An 18,690-nucleotide genomic window follows, 5' to 3' on the forward strand; every position below is an offset into this window, starting at 1 on the left:
GTGTGAGCACAGCGTAGACGGCTGCGGCTCAGGGCGCTGCCAGCCATTGATTGACGATGCCGTCGTACACCCCGGTGGCCACGCTCAGGTGCAACCACTGGTCGACATAGCTTTTCCAGGCCACATCGTCGCGGGGCAGCAGGAAGGCTTTTTCGCTGTACTGCATCTGCCGCTGCGGGTTGACCGCGCACAGCCCCGGCTTGAGCTTCTGCTGGAAGCGCGCCTCGCTGGCGTCGGTGATCATCACATCAGCCTTGCCCGCCAGCAGTTCGTCGAAGATGCTCACGTTGTCGTGCAGGCGTATCTGCGCCTGGCCCAGGTGTGCCCGGGCGAACACTTCGTTGGTGCCGCCCGCCGGTTCGATCACCCGCACCTGCGGCTGGTTGATCTGCTCGACGGTCTGGTAACGCTGTACATCGGCGCAGCGCACCAGCGGGATCTTGCCGTCGACCCCGAGGGACTGGCTGAAGAAGGCTTTTTTCTGGCGTTCCAACGACACCGAAATACCGCCCACGGCGATGTCGCAGCGTTGCGCGAGGAAGTCCGGCATCAGGGTTTTCCAGGTGGTGGGCACCCAGGCGATCGTTGCATTGAGGCTCTTGGCCAGGGACTCGGCCATGGCGATATCGATGCCCTCGTAGTGGCCATCGGCACGCAGGGAGGTGTAAGGCTTGTAGTCGCCGGTGGTGCAGACGGTGAGCGTGCCGCTGTCGAGGACGGTGTCCAGGCGCGAGGGGGCAGTGTCCGCCAGGGCAGGCGTCGCTAGACTCGCCAATACACACAGGGCTAAGGGAGCTTTCATGCAGTCGAGTCCTTGGGCATGATCGGGCGGCCATTATTTCCAGCAAGATGGCAGGGTGGCAAGGACGGCGAATGTTTAGCCAACGTGTAACCAAACTCCAGCAACCCTGAATTGACCCACCTGACCCAGCATGTGACGCTGCCGGGCAACTCCACCACTGTGATTCGCCCATGGACGGTTGCCCCGACACTTACCCCGAGACACTGCCTGGCGTCGTCGCGCCGAGCGGTCCGGCGGATGTCGAGGCGTTACCCTCTGCGCTGGCTTTCTGGGCCCTGTTCCACTGTCGACATGCGCGCCCACCAGATACCTCTCTCCTACGTTGATCTATCCGATGGATGACGCGCACCTGCGCGCATCCGCCCGGCGGCGCCTGTGTGCCTGCCTGACGCAAACGTATGAGAATTGCCATGAGTGTTTTTGCCAGCCTGCACGAAGCCCACTCCTTCCTTGAGCAGAACCCGGACATCGAGATGTTCGAGCTGTTTATCCTCGACAACAATGGCGTGCCGCGCGGCAAGTTGCTGCATCGCGACGAACTGCTGGCGGTGTATGAAAGTGGTCGCCCGCTGCCCAGCACGATCCTTGGCCTGACGATCCACGGCGATGACGTGGAAAACTCCGGGCTGGTGTGGGAGGTGGGCGATATCGACTGCCGTGCCTACCCGATCAGCGGCAGTTTGCAGCGCATGCCATGGCGGTTGATTCCGACGGCAGCGGTGCAAGTCAGCATGCACCCCACCGAAGGCTTGCCCGCCACCGTGGCCGACCCCCGGCATGTGCTGGCCAAGGTGATCGAGGGGCTCAAGGCCGACGGTTACTACCCGGTGATGGCGGCGGAACTGGAGTTCTACCTGCTCGACCAGAAACCCGACAGCAACGGCCGCCCGCAACCGGCACGCGACATTGACGGCGGCCGCCCGCGTGCGACCCAGGTCTATGGTCTGCGCGAACTGGAGCAGATCGAGCCGTTTCTCGCCGACCTTTACAGCGCCTGCAAACTGCAAGGCATCCCGGCCCGCACGGCGATTTCCGAATACGCCCCGGGCCAGGTCGAAATCACCTTGGAACACCGCGCCGATGCGCTGCAAGCGATGGATGAAGCGGTGCGTTACAAGCGCCTGGTCAAAGGCGTGGCGCACAAACACGGGATGACAGCGTGCTTCATGGCCAAGCCGTTCGACGACCTGGCCGGCACCGGCATGCACATGCACGTCAGTCTCGCGGATGCCGAGGGCAATAACCTGTTCGCCAGCGAGGCCGCCGACGGCACGCCGTTGCTGCGCCAGGCGGTGGGCGGCATGCTCAGCACCTTGCTCGATTCGCTGCTGATGTTCTGCCCCAACGCCAACTCCTATCGCCGCTTCCAGACCAACAGCTACGCGCCGCTGGCCGCCACCTGGGGCGTCGATAACCGCACCGTCTGCCTGCGCGTGCCGGGTGGTCCGGCGCAGTCGCGGCATATCGAACACCGCCTCTGCGGTGCCGACGCCAACCCCTATCTGGCGGCGGCGGCGATCCTCGCCGGTATCCACCGCGGCATCCGCGAACAACGCGACCCCGGCGCCCCGGTGGAAGGCAACGGCTACGCCCAGGCCAACGCCAACGCGTTACTGCCCACCGACTGGCTCACCACCCTGCGCGCATTGGAAGATTCCAGCTGGGCACGGGAGGCGTTCGGCAGTGAGTTCCTCGGGGTGTACCTGGCGGTGAAACGTGCTGAATATCGGCAGTTCATGGGTGAGGTGGGGGAGCAGGATTGGCGCTGGTATCTGCACTGCGCGTGAGTGGAATGGCAGGGGTGGCGTTTTCGACCTTTTTTTCACGTTGCAGTGGGTAAGCTGCGAATCAAGGTCGTTCACTACCGTTCCACTCATATGAGTCCGTGATGTCGTCACCACCACTTTCTTCCATCGAGATTGAATACGCCGAGCGCTGTGACCGCGAGCACGCCAGGATCTGCGGCGATACGCACCCGCCTGGGTTGCGTCGGCGTCTGGCGGCGTGGCGTCACGGGCGGCTGGTGCGCAATGCCCTCAAGGTCGCCGGCGAGCCCGGTTTGGTCCTCGACCTGGCCTGCGGCTCGGGGCGGTTCTGGCCGGTGTTGGCCGAACACGTCAACCGGGTGATCCTCGCCTCGGATAACTCCCAGGACATGCTCGACCACGCCCGCACCCACCACCCGACGTCGCTGCTCAAACGGGTCAAGACCTTTCAAGGTTCGGCGTTTTCCATTGGCCTGTCGGCGAATGCGGTGGATTGCATTTTCTGTCTGGAATTGTTTCGCCATGTACCCAGCAGCGAAGCGCGCCAGGCGCTGCTGCAGGAGTTTCATCGGGTCAGCCGCGACACGGTGATCGTGTCGGTCGCCTCTCATACGCCGGTGGAGGACGAGTTCCGGCGGGCGGGCTTCGAGGTCCTGAATTACCAGGAGTTCATCCCCGGCTCCAGTGTGTGGCGTGTCTACATTCTGCGTAAGACGGGATAACTCCCCTCGATCGGACTATTCTTCGCTCGCTGTCGGAGTTTTCATGATTGCGTGTGCACTGCGGATGCTCGCAAGTCCCTTCCGCGATATATACTGCGCGCCATTCTTCAAGGGAGAGCCGTGTGGCCATCGATATTCACTGGATCTGCGACAACGATAGCCTCGGCCAGCATTGCGCCGAATGGCAGCAGTTGCCATTCGTCGCCCTCGACACCGAATTCATGCGGGTCGACACCTTTTATCCCATTGCCGGGCTGATCCAGATCGGTGATGGCGTGCGCGCTTACCTGATCGACCCTCTGACCATCGACAACTGGCAACCGTTGGCCGCTTTGCTGGAAAACCCGGCCGTGATCAAAGTGGTCCACGCCTGTAGCGAAGACTTGGAAGTATTGCTGCGCCTGACCGGCAGCCTGCCGGTGCCGTTGTTTGACACCCAACTGGCTGCGGCTTACCTGAACCTCGGGTTCTCCATGGGCTATTCGCGCCTGGTGCAAGCCGTGCTCGATATCGACTTGCCCAAGGGTGAAACCCGCTCCGACTGGCTGCAGCGCCCGTTGTCCGAGACCCAGGTGAGCTACGCCGCCGAAGACGCGGTCCACCTGGCCGAGGTCTTCATTCGCCTGCGCCCGCGGCTGTCGGACGACAAATACGCCTGGGTCCTGGACGACGGTGCCGAACTGGTGGCCAACCTGCGCCGCGAAGTCGACCCTTACGAGGTGTACCGCGACGCCAAGCTGGCGTGGAAACTGTCCCGTGCCCAACTCGCCGTGCTGCGTGAACTGTGCGCCTGGCGCGAGCAGCAAGCGCGTGCCCGCGACCTGCCGCGTAACCGCATCATTCGTGAACACTCGCTGTGGCCCCTGGCCAAATCCCAGCCGGATAACCTCGCCGCCCTGGGCAAAATCGAAGACATGCACCCGCGCACCGTGCGTCAGGATGGCCAGTTTCTGCTGGACCTGATCAAGCGCGTCGGCAGCGTGTCCATGGACCAATGGCCGCCTGCCGTGGCTGAACCGCTGCCGGTGGATGCCGCTGCGCTGATCAAGCAACTGCGCGCCTTGGGCCAGGCTGAAGCCGAACGCCTGGACATGGCGCCGGAACTGATGCTGCGCAAGAAAACCCTCGAAGCCCTGGTCAAAAGTGGCTACCCCGATGGGCCTTATAAACTGCCAACCTCGCTGCGTGGCTGGCGCCGCGAGTTGATGGGCCAGGCGCTGCTCGACAGCCTGGCCACTGCCGGAGAACAGCCTTGAAACGTATTTGCTCCATCTATCGCAGCTTGAAACGCAACGAAATGTACCTCTACGTGCTGAAAAGCGATGCCCTGGAGCGCGTGCCGGAACCCTTGATGGAAGCCTTCGGCAAAGCCCATCACGCGTTCGACATGGTGTTGACGCCCGAGCGCAAGCTGTCGCGCGAGGACATCGCGGTAGTCCTGGAAAACCTCGAAAAGCAGGGCTACCACCTGCAAATGCCACCGGCCGAAGACGAGTACATCGAACACTTGCCCGAAGAGTTGCTGCGACGCAACGACCCGATGTGATCGCTCAGTGCCCTGTCCTGGGCGCATTTTTCCATGGAATCGTATTAATGGACGGTGGCCGTAAGGATACGGGCGGCCGTCTGCATTGTTTTTGAAAGGTTTGAACCATGCGTGTTCTGATTGCTGAACAGGATCACCCGCTCTACGCTCGGTTGCTGAGCGAAGCGGCACCGGACCTTGAGGTGTTGACCAGCGGCGACTCGGCCGAACTGTCGCGCCTGGCCGCCGATTGCCCGGTGTGGCTTGGCCAGCCGGACCTGCTGGCCACCCTGTTGCGTCAGGGGCACCACCCGCAGTGGCTGCAGTCGACCTGGGCCGGTGTCACGCCGCTGCTGGCCGAGGGTTTGCCCCGCGACTATCGGCTGACCCGCGCGGTGGGGATTTTTGGCCAGGTCATGGCGGAATTTATCCTCACCTACATGCTGGGCCATGAACGCGAAGTGTTGGCGCGCCTGGTCAGCCAGGTCGAGCGCAAGTGGGACAGCCGCATGGGCCAGAGCCTCGCCGGGCGCACGGTGTTGATCGTCGGCTGCGGTGATATCGGCCAACGCGTAGCGCAGTTTCTCGTGCCGTTTGGCGTCAAGCTGTACGGCATTGCCAGCCAGGCACGCGAGCAGGCACCGTTTATCGAAGTGGCCGGGATCGATCAACTGGGCCGGCTGGTGGGCGAAGCGGACTACGTGATCAACCTGCTGCCGAATACGCCGAACACCCACGACCTGTACGACGCGGCGTTGTTCACGCAGTTCAAGCCGAGCGGGTTGTTCATCAACGTCGGCCGTGGCGTCGCGGTGGTCGATGCCGATCTGGTCGAAGCCTTGAAAGAAGGGCACTTGGCCGGTGCGGTGATCGATGTGTGTCGCCAGGAACCGTTGCCGCAACGCCACCCGTTCTGGACCGCCTGGGGCCTGCTGCTGACCGGGCACAGCTCGGCACCGACCTCGCCGCCGATGATGGTGCAACTGTTTCTGGAGAACGTGCGCGCGTACCAGGCCACGCAAGCCTTGCGCGGTGAAGTGGATTTCGAGCGCGGATACTGACACGACGCTGAGCAAAAATGTGAGAGCGGGCTTGCCCACTCCCACATTGGGTATCGCCTCAGCTTCAGAGGCTGAAGTCACCCTCCGACACCAGTTCGCTCAATGGCTTACGCGGGCTTGGCGTCTCACGGCCTTGCAGGTACTCGGGCAAGGTCGACTTGTCGCCCAGCTTGCCGATCGCGACCGCCGCATGCAGCGCATAACCCTGTGGAATCTTCAGCGCCTTGCGTGTCAGTTCCTGATCGAAGCCGGCCATGCCATGCGTATGCCAGCCGCTGAGGCTGGCCTGTAGCGCGAGGTAGCCCCAGGCCGAACCGGTGTCGAAGGTGTGCCACAGGGCCGGGGTTTCTTCGGTGGCGCCGGGGGCGATGAAGTCGGTTTTCGAGGCGATGATCACCAGGGCCGACGCATGCTGCGCCCAGTTGCGGTTGAATTCGTTCAACAAGCCCAGGAAGCGCTCCCAGTCCGGCGTGTCCCGGCGCGCGTAGAGGAAGCGCCAGGGCTGCGAGTTATAGGCCGATGGCGCCCAGCGCGCGGCTTCAAAAAAGCTCAGCAGGGTTTCCTGCGGGATGCTCTCGCCGGTGAAGGCGCGGGGCGACCAGCGGTCAGTGAACTGGGGGTTGATCGGGTAATCGGCAGCGCGGGGGTTGGTGCTCATGGGCAGTTCCTGATTGTCAATTCGGCGCCCAAAGCTACTGCGCCCCCGCTAGACTGACAAGTCTTGTAACACCGCCAGTCGTAAGCGCTTGGCCGCAGTGGTCTTGGGCACTAGACTGACGGCCTTTTCACCTACCGATACTGATGTAGAGCCATGGCCGCCAAAGTCGAACCTTTCTGGATACGCAAAACCCTTGAACACCTCGATCAGGAGGAGTGGGAGTCGTTGTGCGACGGCTGTGGCCTGTGCTGCCTGCAAAAGCTCGAGGATGAAGACGACAACAGCGTCTATTACACGCGCATCGCCTGCAAACTGCTCGACCTGAAAACCTGCCAGTGTACCGATTACCCTAACCGCCGCGCGTCGGTGCCCGACTGTATCCAGCTCACCCCGGGCCATGCCGACCAGTTCAAGTGGCTGCCGCCCACCTGCGGCTACCGCTTGGTCAGCGAGCGCAAGGACTTGCCGCTGTGGCATCACCTGGTCTGCGGCGACCGTGACGCCGTGCATCACGAACGCATTTCCCAGTCCGGACGCATGCTCGCCGAAGGCAGCGTGCCCGAAGACGACTGGGAGGATTACCTGATCTTCCGCGCGGGCTGAACAAGGAGTGAGTATGAGGGGGCTGACCCAGTTGGCGGCGAGCCTGGTGTTGCTGGCGCTGAGCACGCCGGCGTGGTGCGCGAAGAAAGTCGACTTGGACTATCACGTCAAACTGCTGCCCCAGAGCGATCAGGCGCAGGTGCGCGTGAGTCTGTCCCAGGGTTCGGTGGTGCGCAGCCTGGATTTCGAGCTGGGTCGCGACGGTGACTACAGCGATTTCCAGGCCGACGGCCAATGGACAGTCAGTGGCCATCGCGGCCTTTGGCAACCTAGCGCCGACAAGGCCAGCCTGACCTACCGTGTACGCCTTAGCCATGCGCGCAAGCCGGGTGCCTATGACGCGCGGATAACGCCGAGCTGGGCGCTGTTTCGCGGGGAAGATTTGGTGCCAACCGCGCACCTCGACCAGCAGGACGGCGTCGAGCTGGTCTCGCGCCTGGTGTTCGAGCTGCCAACCGGCTGGAAAAGCGTCGAAACCGCCTGGCCGCGTATCGGCAAGCACACCTTCCGGATCGACAACGTCTCCCGCCTGTTCGACCGGCCCACCGGTTGGATGCTCGCCGGTAACCTCGGCAGCCGCCGGGTGCGCCTGGGGGAAACCGACGTCACCGTGGCCTCGCCCAAGGGCCAGGCCATGCGTCGTATGGATGTGCTGACGTTGCTGACCTTCGTCTGGCCGCAGGTGGAAGCCGCGTTCCCGCGTCACCCCGCCAAGCTATTGATCGTCGGCGCCAGCGACCCGATGCGCCGTGGCGCCTTTTCGGCACGCGACTCGATCTACCTCAACAGCCGCACGCCGCTGGTCAGTGAAAACGGCAGCAGCCCGTTGATCCGCGAAGTGGTGCAAGCCATTGGCCGCTTCAACAACCATGACACCAGCGACTGGATCGGCGAAGGCCTGACGGAGTATTACGCGATCGAACTGCTGCGCCGTGGCGGCGGGATCACCGATGAGCGTTATGCGGCGATACAGGCGCGGCTGACCCGCGAAGGCAAGGATGTCACCACCTTGCGCGGCGAGCACGTCAGCGGCGCAACCGTGGCGCGGGCGGTGGTGGTGATGCAGGAGCTGGATCGCGAGATCCGCGTGAAAACCCACAACAAGCGCTCCCTGGATGATCTCGCGCAAGCGGTGATGCGTGCGAACAGCATAAACACCCGGGCGTTCGTGCAGTTGGCCGAGAGCATTATCGGCGAGTCGTCGGTGGTGCTGGACTCCAAGCTGTTGCGCTGACCCAGAATAAAGGTGGGAGGGGGCTTGCTCCCGATAGCGGTGGTTGCGTCACTGTAGGTGGCAACTGACACTCTGCTATCGGGGGAGCAAGCCCCCTCCCACATGTGGATCACCAACAGGCAGAAGACTTGGCTCAGCCGGTGGTTTTTGTGGCCTTTTCGGCGGCCACTTGCGCCTTGGTCTTCAGGTTTTTCAACTCTTCGCCGGCCCGCTCGATTTTCGTGCGCACGCTGTTCATTTCCTGGCGGCCTTGTTCCAGCTTGTCTTTGAGCGAACTGTGCCCGGTAAAACCACGCGCCAACGCTACGCCGCCAATCGCCACCTGAAGCAGCCCGAAAATCCCGCCACGGCGCAGGCCTTTGCCGACCATCATCACGCCGCCGGCTACCGAGCCGATGCGCTCCCAGCCGTGTACGTTCTGTGTAGGGCGGGCCTGGAACGGGGTGGATTCAATGATAGGTCGTAGGGTTTTGCTGTCGCTCATGGTCTGTCTCCAACAAGGGCTAGTGATACGCAACTGACTGTGTGCAGGCGCCGGATGTTCCCGAAAAATCAGTACTTGGGGCCCGAGCGGGTGTTATTGCCCTTGGCCATGCGGTCGTAGAGCACCACGTTGACGGTGGCGGCGAGGTTCATGCAGCCGGTGGTCGGGATATACACCACGTCTTCACACCAGTCGCGGATCTCTTTGTCGAGGGAGCCATCTTCGGGGCCGAAGATGTACAGCGCGCGGTCGGGGTGGGTGTATTCAGGCAGTGGGCGGGCGCCTTCCACCAGTTCGACGGCGACCGGAATGCAGCCCAGCGGCAGGATTTTTTTCAGGTCGTCGATGCCGATCAGCGGAATGTCGTGGTGGACCTTCTTGGTGTCGGTGATGAAATCCCGGGCGCGCTCGTAGCGCTTGCCGGTGTAGAACACCGAGGCCACGCCGTAGCAGCCGGCGGCGCGCATCACCGAACCGACGTTTTCGGGGGATTTGGGGTTATACAGACCAATGCAGCTGTAGCGTTTATTGCCCACGGGGAAGGGTGCCTTGGAGAAAAGCGGCGATTATACGGGGATTGGTCGGGCTGTTGTCGCTATCGAGCGGTGTGTCGCTAGCGCTGCCGCCTTCGCGAGCAAGCCCGCTCCCACATTGGTCCGTGTCCATGCTCTGGAATGCGGTCGAGGGTGCGAGCGGGCTTGCCCGTGATGAGGCCGGGACAGGCAGCGACGCGCTTCAGTCGTCCTTCTTCATCAACCCTGCCAACGCAGCAAAGGGGTTGTGCGTGGCCTTGGCGATCGTCGGGCTGCTGGTGGAGCCTTCGCTGAAGTACTGCTGGTCGGTGTAGCGTGAGTGCTCGTTGTCGTGGCAGTACAGGCACAGCAACTCCCAGTTGGAACCGTCCTGGGGGTTGTCGTCATGGTTGTGGTTGCGGTGGTGTACGGTCAGTTCGCTCAGGCGCTTGCCGGCGAATTCACGGGCGCAGCGGCCGCACACGTGGGGGTACATTTTCAGGGCTTTGTCGCGGTAGCCCATTTCCCGGTCGCGCTGGGCATCGGCGAGGATGCGGTCCAGCTTGGCGGTGTGGGAGGGCGGGTTGGTCGAGCTCATCATGGCTCCTGTCTTTGGGTGGTTCACGGATAAGGTTGATTCTAGCCAATCGCGGCGCAATTAGCCCTTGAGCTTTTCCGCAATCCAGATGGTGTGCCGCGTGCCCTTGTTGCCATGGGCGAACACCTGCACTTCTTCGGCCTTGAAGCCGGCCTTGCGCAGCTTGTCGCTGAACAGCTTGTCGGCGCTGGCCGACCATACCGCGAGCACGCCCTTGGGGCGCAGGGCCTTGGCGCAGGCGGCCAGGCCACCGGCGGAGTAGAGCCAGCTGTTGGCTTTTTGCGTGAGGCCTTCGGGGCCGTTGTCTACGTCGAGCATGATCGCATCAAAGCCGTGGGGCTCGGCTTGCAGCACCTTGGCCACGTCTTCCATGCGGATCACGGTGCGCGGGTCGAGCAATGGGCGCCCGGCCTTTTCGCCCAAAGGGCCGCGGTTCCATTCCACGACGCCGGGCACCAACTCCGCCACCACCACTTCGGCGGTCTTGCCCAGGTGCTTGAGGGCCGACGCGAGGGTAAAGCCCATGCCCAGCCCGCCGATCAATACCCGCGAACCGGGGCGGCCGGCGACTTTGCGACAAGGAATTTCCGCCAGCGCGTCTTCGGAGCCATGCATGCGCGTGTTCATCAACTGGCCGCCGTCGCCGCCCTGGATCTTGATGACAAAATCCTCGCCGTATTCGAACAGGCACAAAGCACCGCCGTTGTCGGGGATCGGGGTGGTGTCCAGCAGAACGAAACGTTTCATGGAAATCTCATTGGGAAGGGCATTCTTGCGCGGTTGGGAGTAGCCTTACGACATTCCGGTCAGGCCATGGAGCCATCGATGAAGTGCAGCATTCTAACGGTCATTGTGCTCGGCGCGCTCACATTGGGTGCGGTGCAGGCTCAGGAGTTGCAAACCGTACCGGTTGCGCCGACACCAACCCCTGGCGCGCCGGGCACCGCCACCCCGACGCTGTATCCGCAAGTCACCCCGCCGGCCGTGCCCAAGACGAACGGCTCGCCGCCGTTGGTGCCCATCGTGTTACCTGCGCCACCGAAGGACCAGACGGTCCCCGGCGTGCCGCCGAACGACAGCAAGCCAAAGACGCCCGGCGGTTAACACGGTAGGGCGGTCCAGTGTTCAGACGGGACCACCGTACAAAGCTGCTAAACCAACCCCAGCGCCTTGAACACAAATGCATATTCGAGCGCTACGTCACGTAACCCCTGATAACGCCCGCTCATGCCGCCGTGGCCGGCCCCCAGTTCGGTCTTGAGCAGCAGCAGGTTGTCGTTTGTCTTGGTGTCGCGCAGCTTGGCCACCCACTTGGCCGCTTCCCAGTACTGCACGCGGCTGTCGTTGTAGCCGGCAATCACCAGCAGGGCCGGGTAGGCCTGGGCGCGGACGTTTTCATACGGCGCATACGCCTTGATGCGGGCGTAGACCTCGGGTTCTTGCGGGTTGCCCCACTCGTCGTACTCGGTGACGGTCAGCGGCAGGTCCGGGTCGAGCATGGTGTTGAGCACGTCGACAAACGGCACTTCGGCAATCGCCGCCTGGAACAGCTCCGGCCGCTGGTTGAGCACCGCGCCGATCAACAGGCCGCCGGCGCTGCCGCCGCTGATTACTAGCTGTTTGGCGCTGGTCAAACCCTGTGCAATCAGGTGTTCGGCACAGGCAATGAAGTCGCTGAACGTGTTCTGTTTGTGTTCCTGCTTGCCGTTGCGGTACCAGGCTTCGCCCAGCTCGCCGCCGCCGCGCACGTGCGCAATAGCAAACGCGACGCCACGGTCCAGCAGGCTCAAGCGGGCGTGGGAGAACCACGGATCAAGGCTCTGGCCGTAGGCGCCGTAGCCGTAGAGGTACAGCGGCGTCGGCTTGCCGAGCTGGTCGCGCTTGACCACTAGGCTGATCGGCACCTGGGTGCCATCGGCGGAGGTCGCCCACAAACGCTGGCTGACGTAATCGTCGGCGTTGAACACGCCGAGTACCGGGGTTTCCTTGAGCACCTGTTGTGCACCGCTGGCCAGTTCCAGCTGGCGCACCTGGGCCGGGCGGTTCAGCGCTTCATAGCGCAGGCGGATCTTGTCGCTGGGGAATTCCAGGCTGTTTTGTACGTAGAGGCTGTAGGCGGCGTCAGGCAATTCCACGCGGTAGGTCGGCAGACCCTGGGGATGCACTTCGATGACCGGCAGTCCGCCAATGCGCAGGCTCAGGGTCATGGCGCTGGCGTTCAGGCTCACGCCGTCGAGCATTACCTCATCGCTGTGGGGGATCAGGTTTTGCCAGTCGGCTTGGGTCGGCACGCGGCCGGTGTCGGCGGCTACGAACAGCGCGTAGTTGATGCCGTCGCGGTTGCTGCGGATAAACCATGTCCACGCGCCGTCGAGCTGGCCGTGGTCGACGTCGTACTCGTGGTCTTCGACCCGTGGCGCCAGGCAGGTGAAGTCCAGGTGCGGCTGGTCGGCGTCTAGCGCCCAGATTTCACTGGTGGTCTTGCTGCCCAGGGCCACCAGTAACTGGCGCTCGGAGCTGGAACGGTAGCAGTGCAGGAAGAAACGCCCGTCGGTCTCGTGGAACACTTCCTGCGCTGCCGTGCCGTCCAGGCGATAGCGGTAGAGTTTGTGCGGGCGATGGGTGTCGTCCAGCTCGCCGAAGAATAGCGTCAGGCTGTCATTGGCCCAGGTCATGCTGCCGTCGCAGTTGTCGAACGCCAGTTCGCTGACTTTGTCGGTGGCCAATTCCTTCACGTACAGGGTGTAGATCTCTTCGCCACTGGTGTCGAGGCTGTAGGCCAGGCGCTGGTGGTCGGGGCTGATGCTGAACGCGCCGAGGGAGAAAAAGCCGCCGTTGGCCAACGCATTGGGGTCGAGCAACAGCTCTTCGCTGCTGTCATCCACCAGGCTGCTGTCATCGGCCGGGCGGCGGCAGCGGTAGTGGCGGGCGTATTCGTCGCCGGCGGTGGTGCGCGTGTAATACAGGTACGGGCCCCAGGGGGAGGGCAGCGACAGGTCGGTTTCGAGGATGCGGCCCTTGATCTCTTCGAACAGGGTTTCACGCAGCGCCTGTTGCTCGGCGAGTTGGGCTTCCTGCCAGGCGTTTTCGGCCTTGAGGTAATCCATGACTTCAGCGCTGTCACGCGCTTGCAGCCAGGCGTAAGGGTCCTGGCCCGTGGCCTTGCGGGCAATCGGGGCGGCAGTGATGTGGGTCGATGACGGCATGGATCACTCTCTGTCTGGAGGATGGTGGCAGGCATTGCAGCCGCGACACGCAAAAGCCGTTATCATAGCGGCCTGTTTGCCTACCTTGCCATGGACACCATGACCGAGAACGACTATCTGACCGCTTGGGGCCTTTACGCCTTCGCCGCTTTGGGCTGCTTGTTGGTGTGGTGGCGCATGACCCGCTGGATCTGGCGCTGGTTGCGCGAGCCACTGCAATTACTGATGGCCGTGCTGCTGTTGAGCCCGACCGTCGTCGACCCGGTCAAGACCCAGTTCGCGCCCGCCGTGGCGATTACCGCGTTGGACCTGGTGCTCAAGGTCGGCAATAACGCCTGGCGGGCCGTCTCCGACTTGTTCATGTACACGATGATCGCTTTTGGCGTGTACCTCGTGTTTGTGTTGATACGCTGGCCCATCGAGCGCGCCGCCAAGGCGCGCCGTGAGCGCAAGGCTGCGGTCGATGCGGCCTTGGCCGCCGAGCCGGAAGAGGATGACGAGCCGTTCCGTCGCCCCGCGCCTGTGAGCGGTATGCGGGTCGAACCGCGCCTTTAACGTTGTCTGCCCTGCAGCGAGAGCCCTGGCATGTGTGAATTATTGGGCATGAGTGCCAACGTCCCCACCGACATCGTGTTCAGCTTTACCGGGCTGATGCAGCGCGGTGGGCGTACCGGCCCCCACCGCGACGGTTGGGGCATCGCCTTCTATGAAGGCCGCGGCTTGCGCCTGTTCCAGGACCCGGCCGCGAGCAGCGAGTCGGAAGTCGCGTTGTTGGTGCAGCGTTATCCCATCAAAAGTGAAGTGGTGATCGGCCATATCCGCCAGGCCAACGTGGGCAAGGTGTGCCTGTCCAATACCCACCCGTTCGTGCGCGAACTGTGGGGGCGTAACTGGTGCTTTGCGCACAACGGTCAATTGGCGGGCTTCAACCCACGCGCCACGTTTTACCGCCCGGTGGGCGACACCGACAGCGAAGCGGCGTTCTGCGACTTGCTCAACCGGGTCCGCGAGGCGTTCCCGGAGCCGGTGGAGATCGAACAGATGCTGCCGGACCTGGTCGCTGCCTGCGCCGAATACCGCAGCAAAGGTGTGTTCAACTGCCTGCTCAGCGACGGTGATTGGTTGTTTTGCTACTGCTCGACCAAACTGGCGCAGATCACCCGACGCGCGCCGTTTGGCCCGGCGCGTTTGAAAGATGTCGACGTGATCGTCGATTTTCAGGCCGAAACAACGCCTAATGATGTGGTCACGGTGATTGCCACCGAACCGCTGACCGACAACGAAAACTGGACTCGCTACGAACCGGGCCAGTGGAGCCTGTGGCGGCGCGGTGAATGCGTCAGCCAGGGCATTACCGAGTAAGGAAGTCGACTATGTTGCTCAGCTATCTGCGGTTGGTGTTGTTTGCCATTGGCTTGTTGGTCGGTGTGCAAGTGCCGGGTTTTATCAATGACTACGCCAAGCGCGTCGAAGCCCATCTGATCGAGGCCCAGACCGGTCTGCGCGGCTTTGAATCCACCGCGCAACAGTTCTTCAACGGCGACTTGCAGGCCCTGGTCGCCCACTACCGCGCCAGCGACGACCCGGTGTTTCGCAGCGATGCCAATAGCCTCGGCACGTTATTGGATCGCCAGTTGGCGTTGGACAAGCAATTCCAGGCCATGCAAGGCCCCTGGTACATCCGCGCCCTGCAGGTGGCGGTGGCGGCCGACCCGGCGATCCGCCTGGAAACCTGGAACGGCTACAGCTACCAGATCCTGCTGACCCCCGAAGCCATGGGCTGGGGCCTGGGCGGGGCGATGTTGTTGTCGTTCGGCCTGGAGTGCCTGTTCCGCTTGATCGACTGGGTGGTGTTGGGCGGTAAGCGTCTTCGCCAGAGCCGGCCGATCGAAGAGCGCGACCTTAAGGGCCTCTAACGCCCAACTCGGTCAAATGTGGGAGGGGGCTTGCCCCCGATAGCGGTGGATCAGCTAAAAATAAGCTGACTGACACCCTGCTATCGGGGGCAAGCCCCCTCCCACATTTGGATTGGGTTCCTTCAGTTGCTCAGTACCATCCGCTCTTCGCCGACTTCCTCGGCATAGCGGGCAACGACCTTCTGGCACAGCCCCACAATCTCCTCCACCAGTTCTACCCCCACGCGCCACGACACCACCACCTGCAAATTCGGCAGTTTCTGCGCCATCGGCAGCATCACCAGTTCCCCGCGCGCCAGCTCTTCGCGCACCAACACAGGCGGCAGTGCACCAATGCCGAAACCATCGCGCAGCAAGCGGGTAATGGCCGACACCGAATTCACGCAGTTCATACGCGGTGCCGCGACGCCGTTGGCCTGCATCAGGCTCAAGACATCCTGGTGCGGGTGGGAATTTTTCGAGTAGGTGATGATGCGCTCCTGGGCCAGTTCGGCGAGGGAGGCGTAGTTGCGGTTGTAGATCGACTGGCTGGCGACGATCCAGGCCATGGGGTGGCTGGCCAGTTCCAGGCTGCGCACGGTTTCCAGGCGCAGCAGGTCCGTTTGCAGGATCAGATCGAGGAAGCCTTTTTGCAGTTGGTCGCTGAGGTTGAGTGCGGTATCGGCGACCAACTCGATTTCCACCCGTGGGAAATGGTCCATCAATTCGGCGACCAACGGGCTCAGCCAGGTGTGGATCACCGTGTCCATTGCACCGATACGAATTCGCCCGACCTTGCTGCTGGTGGTCTCCAGGGACTGTTTCAAACCCTGCATGGTCACCATCATTTGCTCGGCGTAATCGAGTACCTTCAAGCCTTCCGGCGTCAGGCTGACGCCGCGCGAATCACGCAGAAACAGCTTCACCCCCAGTTCGCTCTCCAGCACGGCGATGCGGCTGGAGATCGAGGCCTGTGTGGTGAACAGTTTCTCGGCGGTCAGGCGGAAACTCTTGAGCTTGGCCACCCAGACGAAGGTTTCGAGGAACTTCAAATTCATGGGATCAACTTTTTCTTATGCATGGATCGGTTTTTATTAGTTGGACGCCGCACCGGGCAAACGCCAAAAATCGAGCCGTTCCACGATAAGCGTCGTTGGGGTGTCAGGACAAGTTGCGAGTCTTGCGTAAAAGATCCCACACTACAAAAAAACAAAGCCTACAGGAGTAACCAGCGTGAGCCGCCTGCTATTAAATTGCGACATCGGCGAAAGTTTTGGCAACTGGACCCTGGGTCTGGACGCCGAGGTTATGCCGTTCATTGATTGCGCCAACGTGGCCTGCGGCTTCCATGCCGGCGACCCGGGCATCATGCGCAAGACCGTCAGCCTGGCGCTCAAGCATGGTGTGCTGGTCGGTGCGCACCCGGCGTATCAGGACCTGCAAGGTTTTGGTCGCCGTTCCATGGCCTACACGCCTGAGGAAATCCAGGACCTGTTGCACTACCAGATCGGCGCGCTCGACGGCATCTGCCGCGCCCAGGGCGGACGGGTCAGCTACGTCAAACCCCATGGCGCGATGTACAACGACATGATGGCCAATCCCGCGCAGTTGCGTGCAGTGATCCAGGCTGTCGCCACTTACGGCGACCTGCCGCTGATGCTGCTAGCCACCCGTGACAACCGTGCGGCCCAGGCGCTGGGCGACGAGTACGGCGTGATCCTGTGGTTCGAGGCCTTCGCCGACCGCGCCTACGACAACAAGGGCCATCTGGTTTCCCGCCAATTGCCGGGCGCGGTACACCACGATACCGAGACCATCATCCAGCAATCCCTGACCATTTCCTGTGGCGAACCCTTGACCGCCAGCGACGGCAGCCCTTTGTTCCTGCGGGCCAATACCCTGTGCGTGCATGGCGATAACGCCAGTTCGGTCGCAGCCGTGCAGCGCATTCGCGAGGCGTTGAAGTGCCAATGAAGCCACGCATCGAAGTGGTGGCCATCGACTGCTTGATGGTGCGTCTGTTTGAGGTGATCGCCGAAGCCAATATGCCGTGGATGCTTGCCGCTACCCAGCGTCTGCGGCAAGGGTTTGGCGCGGCGTTGGTGGACCTGGTGCCGTCCTACACCACCTTGATGGTGCATTACGATCTCACCGTGTTGAACCCGGCCCAGTCGCGGGAATTGATCGCCCAGGCCCTCACCGACCTGCAACCCCAGGCCCAGGGCAGCGGCCACTGCCATGTGCTGCCGGTGTGGTACGACCTGAGCGTCGGGCCCGAACTGACCTTGCTCAGCCAGCGCAGTGGCCTGGCGGTCGATGAGGTGATCCGCCGCCACAGCGGCCACGAATACCAGGTCTTCGCCCTCGGCTTTGCCCCCGGTTTTGCCTTTATGGGGCTGGTGGATGAAAGCCTCGCCACCCCCAGGCTCAACACTCCGCGCAAGCGCGTGGCGGCCGGCAGTGTCGGCATCGCCGAGCGGCAAACGGCCGCCTACCCAGTGGTCTCTCCCGGCGGCTGGAACCTGATCGGTCGCACCCCGACCCAGCTGTTCGAGCGCGACCGCGACGGTTACAGCCTGATGCAGCCCGGCGATACGGTGCGCTTCGAGGCGGTCGACCACGCCGAATTCATCAAGCTGGGTGGCGATGACGCGCCGTTGGAGGCGCAGGCATGAGCGGCTTGATCATTGAGGCCAGCACCCCGCTGTGCCTGTTGCAGGACACCGGCCGTTTTGGCGTGCGACACCTGGGCGTGACTCAGGGCGGCGCGCTGGATTGGGTGTCGATGTCCTGGGCCAATTGGCTGTTGGATAACGCCCTGGATGCGCCGGTGGTGGAAATCACCCTGGGCGGTTTTACCGTGCAGGCCGAGGATTATTGCTTGCTGGCCTTGGCCGGTGCGGACTTGGGCGCCTACATCGATGCGCGCGCCATCAGCCCCGGGCGCAGTTTTATCCTGCAAAAGGGCCAGCGGCTGCGCTTTACCCAGCCGTTCAGCGGCGCGCGGGCCTACCTGGCGGCGCCGGGCGGGTTTGATGCGCCGCAGGTGCTGGGCAGCTGTGCCACCGTTGTGCGTGAGGCACTCGGCGGGCTGGACGGTTTCGGCAAACCCTTGGCGCAAGGCGGGCGGCTGGCTTATTCCGGCACGGGCGGGGCGATGAAAGTGTTGAGCACAGTCGCATTGCCGGCCAAGGCGCCGTTGGATGTGATTATCGGCGCGCAGATCGGCCAGTTCAGCGGGCAGAGTCTGTTCGATGCGTTCAACACCGAATGGACCCTCGACAGCCGCGCCGACCGTATGGGCATGCGCTTGCTGGGCACGCCGCTTGAATACCAAGGGCCGTCGTTGATCTCTGAGGGGATCCCGCTGGGCGCGATCCAGGTGCCGCCGGACGGGCAGCCGATTGTGTTGCTCAATGACCGGCAGACCATCGGCGGCTACCCGCGCCTGGGGGCGTTGACGCCGTTGGCACTGGCGCGGCTGGCGCAGTGTGTGCCGGGGGAGAAGGTGCGGTTGGCGCCGGTGGTGCAGGAAACGGCGCATAGGCAGCATGTGGACTTTTTGCAGCGGTTCACCGCCGCCTGAAGAACACTGAAATCCAAACTGTGCGAGGGGCGGTGCGA

The 18,690-nt window shown here is 62.9% G+C and carries 22 protein-coding genes; 14 read left to right on the forward strand and 8 right to left on the reverse strand.

Translation table 11 applies throughout. The features are described from left to right. Positions 1 to 28: 28 nt before the first annotated feature. Positions 29 to 802 carry a transporter substrate-binding domain-containing protein gene (locus ACP7CJ_RS02930; protein ID WP_426099504.1) on the reverse strand — a complete coding sequence of 258 codons (774 nt, stop codon included), beginning with the start codon at positions 800 to 802 and terminating at the stop codon, positions 29 to 31. Between the two features lie 410 nt (positions 803 to 1,212). Here ACP7CJ_RS02930 and ACP7CJ_RS02935 point away from each other — a divergent pair, with 410 nt between their 5' ends. The 5 genes from ACP7CJ_RS02935 to ACP7CJ_RS02955 all read left to right on the forward strand — a co-directional run bounded on the left by ACP7CJ_RS02935 (position 1,213) and on the right by ACP7CJ_RS02955 (position 5,876). Further along, the gene (locus ACP7CJ_RS02935; RefSeq protein ID WP_426099503.1) at positions 1,213 to 2,589 is read left to right on the forward strand and encodes a glutamine synthetase family protein; all 1,377 of its coding nucleotides are present in this window, start codon (positions 1,213 to 1,215) and stop codon (positions 2,587 to 2,589) included. A 101-nt stretch (positions 2,590 to 2,690) separates the two neighbouring features. Beyond that, positions 2,691 to 3,290, forward strand: coding sequence for a class I SAM-dependent methyltransferase (locus ACP7CJ_RS02940; RefSeq protein WP_276197010.1), 600 nt, complete (start codon positions 2,691 to 2,693; stop codon positions 3,288 to 3,290). Between the two features lie 122 nt (positions 3,291 to 3,412). Then, positions 3,413 to 4,546, forward strand: a complete 1,134-nt coding sequence (gene rnd / locus ACP7CJ_RS02945) for a ribonuclease D (protein ID WP_426099502.1) — start codon at positions 3,413 to 3,415, stop codon at positions 4,544 to 4,546. Then, positions 4,543 to 4,836, forward strand: a complete 294-nt coding sequence (locus ACP7CJ_RS02950) for a YcgL domain-containing protein (protein WP_017848744.1) — start codon at positions 4,543 to 4,545, stop codon at positions 4,834 to 4,836. The genes rnd and ACP7CJ_RS02950 overlap by 4 nt, the downstream gene beginning before the upstream one ends. 107 nt (positions 4,837 to 4,943) lie before the next feature. Continuing rightward, positions 4,944 to 5,876, forward strand: a complete 933-nt coding sequence (locus ACP7CJ_RS02955) for a D-2-hydroxyacid dehydrogenase (RefSeq protein ID WP_426099501.1) — start codon at positions 4,944 to 4,946, stop codon at positions 5,874 to 5,876. Positions 5,877 to 5,940: 64 nt separating this feature from the next. On the opposite strand, the gene ACP7CJ_RS02960 is transcribed toward ACP7CJ_RS02955, so the two are convergent. Beyond that, entirely contained in the window at positions 5,941 to 6,534 is a 594-nt protein-coding gene (locus ACP7CJ_RS02960) for a nitroreductase family protein (RefSeq protein WP_276197013.1), read from the reverse strand. 153 nt (positions 6,535 to 6,687) lie between these two features. Here ACP7CJ_RS02960 and ACP7CJ_RS02965 point away from each other — a divergent pair, with 153 nt between their 5' ends. Continuing rightward, entirely contained in the window at positions 6,688 to 7,137 is a 450-nt protein-coding gene (locus ACP7CJ_RS02965) for a YcgN family cysteine cluster protein (protein ID WP_276197014.1), read from the forward strand. A 13-nt stretch (positions 7,138 to 7,150) separates the two neighbouring features. After that, positions 7,151 to 8,371, forward strand: a complete 1,221-nt coding sequence (locus ACP7CJ_RS02970) for a hypothetical protein (protein ID WP_426099500.1) — start codon at positions 7,151 to 7,153, stop codon at positions 8,369 to 8,371. A 133-nt stretch (positions 8,372 to 8,504) separates the two neighbouring features. On the opposite strand, the gene ACP7CJ_RS02975 is transcribed toward ACP7CJ_RS02970, so the two are convergent. The 4 genes from ACP7CJ_RS02975 to ACP7CJ_RS02990 all read right to left on the reverse strand — a co-directional run bounded on the left by ACP7CJ_RS02975 (position 8,505) and on the right by ACP7CJ_RS02990 (position 10,712). After that, entirely contained in the window at positions 8,505 to 8,855 is a 351-nt protein-coding gene (locus tag ACP7CJ_RS02975; protein ID WP_426099499.1) for a YgaP family membrane protein, read from the reverse strand. A gap of 68 nt (positions 8,856 to 8,923) precedes the next feature. Further along, positions 8,924 to 9,391, reverse strand: a complete 468-nt coding sequence (locus tag ACP7CJ_RS02980; RefSeq protein ID WP_247406491.1) for an RNA methyltransferase — start codon at positions 9,389 to 9,391, stop codon at positions 8,924 to 8,926. 199 nt (positions 9,392 to 9,590) lie between these two features. Then, positions 9,591 to 9,965, reverse strand: coding sequence for a YajD family HNH nuclease (locus ACP7CJ_RS02985; RefSeq protein WP_048725827.1), 375 nt, complete (start codon positions 9,963 to 9,965; stop codon positions 9,591 to 9,593). A 60-nt stretch (positions 9,966 to 10,025) separates the two neighbouring features. Beyond that, positions 10,026 to 10,712, reverse strand: coding sequence for a spermidine synthase (locus ACP7CJ_RS02990; RefSeq protein WP_247406490.1), 687 nt, complete (start codon positions 10,710 to 10,712; stop codon positions 10,026 to 10,028). Between the two features lie 78 nt (positions 10,713 to 10,790). Here ACP7CJ_RS02990 and ACP7CJ_RS02995 point away from each other — a divergent pair, with 78 nt between their 5' ends. Next, a complete protein-coding gene (locus ACP7CJ_RS02995; RefSeq protein WP_276197017.1) occupies positions 10,791 to 11,069 on the forward strand; it encodes a hypothetical protein in 279 nt (92 codons plus the stop codon). A gap of 47 nt (positions 11,070 to 11,116) precedes the next feature. Here the strand turns inward: ACP7CJ_RS02995 and ACP7CJ_RS03000 are convergent, their stop codons facing one another. After that, positions 11,117 to 13,171: a S9 family peptidase gene (locus ACP7CJ_RS03000; RefSeq protein ID WP_426099498.1), complete on the reverse strand. Its 2,055-nt coding sequence runs from the start codon at positions 13,169 to 13,171 to the stop codon at positions 11,117 to 11,119. A 21-nt stretch (positions 13,172 to 13,192) separates the two neighbouring features. Here ACP7CJ_RS03000 and ACP7CJ_RS03005 point away from each other — a divergent pair, with 21 nt between their 5' ends. The 3 genes from ACP7CJ_RS03005 to ACP7CJ_RS03015 are packed head-to-tail and all read left to right on the forward strand — an operon-like array spanning position 13,193 to position 15,087. After that, positions 13,193 to 13,726, forward strand: coding sequence for an MFS transporter (locus tag ACP7CJ_RS03005; protein WP_276197019.1), 534 nt, complete (start codon positions 13,193 to 13,195; stop codon positions 13,724 to 13,726). Between the two features lie 30 nt (positions 13,727 to 13,756). After that, a complete protein-coding gene (locus tag ACP7CJ_RS03010; RefSeq protein WP_276197020.1) occupies positions 13,757 to 14,533 on the forward strand; it encodes a class II glutamine amidotransferase in 777 nt (258 codons plus the stop codon). 11 nt (positions 14,534 to 14,544) lie between these two features. Next, on the forward strand, positions 14,545 to 15,087 hold the full coding sequence (locus tag ACP7CJ_RS03015) for a DUF2937 family protein (RefSeq protein ID WP_017848756.1): 543 nt from the start codon (positions 14,545 to 14,547) through the stop codon (positions 15,085 to 15,087). A gap of 122 nt (positions 15,088 to 15,209) precedes the next feature. Here the strand turns inward: ACP7CJ_RS03015 and ACP7CJ_RS03020 are convergent, their stop codons facing one another. Further along, complete coding sequence (locus ACP7CJ_RS03020; protein ID WP_426099497.1) at positions 15,210 to 16,124, reverse strand: LysR family transcriptional regulator; 915 nt, start codon at positions 16,122 to 16,124, stop codon at positions 15,210 to 15,212. 175 nt (positions 16,125 to 16,299) lie between these two features. On the opposite strand from ACP7CJ_RS03020, the gene ACP7CJ_RS03025 reads away from it, so the two are divergent. Genes ACP7CJ_RS03025 through ACP7CJ_RS03035 form a run of 3 tightly spaced genes read left to right on the forward strand, consistent with a single transcriptional unit; the run spans position 16,300 to position 18,652 of the window. Then, positions 16,300 to 17,040, forward strand: a complete 741-nt coding sequence (locus ACP7CJ_RS03025) for a 5-oxoprolinase subunit PxpA (RefSeq protein WP_426099496.1) — start codon at positions 16,300 to 16,302, stop codon at positions 17,038 to 17,040. Beyond that, positions 17,037 to 17,741, forward strand: a complete 705-nt coding sequence (locus ACP7CJ_RS03030; protein ID WP_276197023.1) for a 5-oxoprolinase subunit B family protein — start codon at positions 17,037 to 17,039, stop codon at positions 17,739 to 17,741. Before ACP7CJ_RS03025 ends, ACP7CJ_RS03030 begins: the two co-directional genes overlap by 4 nt. After that, positions 17,738 to 18,652 carry a biotin-dependent carboxyltransferase family protein gene (locus tag ACP7CJ_RS03035; RefSeq protein WP_426099495.1) on the forward strand — a complete coding sequence of 305 codons (915 nt, stop codon included), beginning with the start codon at positions 17,738 to 17,740 and terminating at the stop codon, positions 18,650 to 18,652. The genes ACP7CJ_RS03030 and ACP7CJ_RS03035 overlap by 4 nt, the downstream gene beginning before the upstream one ends. The last annotated feature ends 38 nt before the right edge of the window (positions 18,653 to 18,690 follow it).

Origin of the sequence: Pseudomonas sp. PSPC3-2 (assembly GCF_049897085.1) — a bacterium.
GTDB classification, from domain to species: domain Bacteria; phylum Pseudomonadota; class Gammaproteobacteria; order Pseudomonadales; family Pseudomonadaceae; genus Aquipseudomonas; species Aquipseudomonas paraveronii.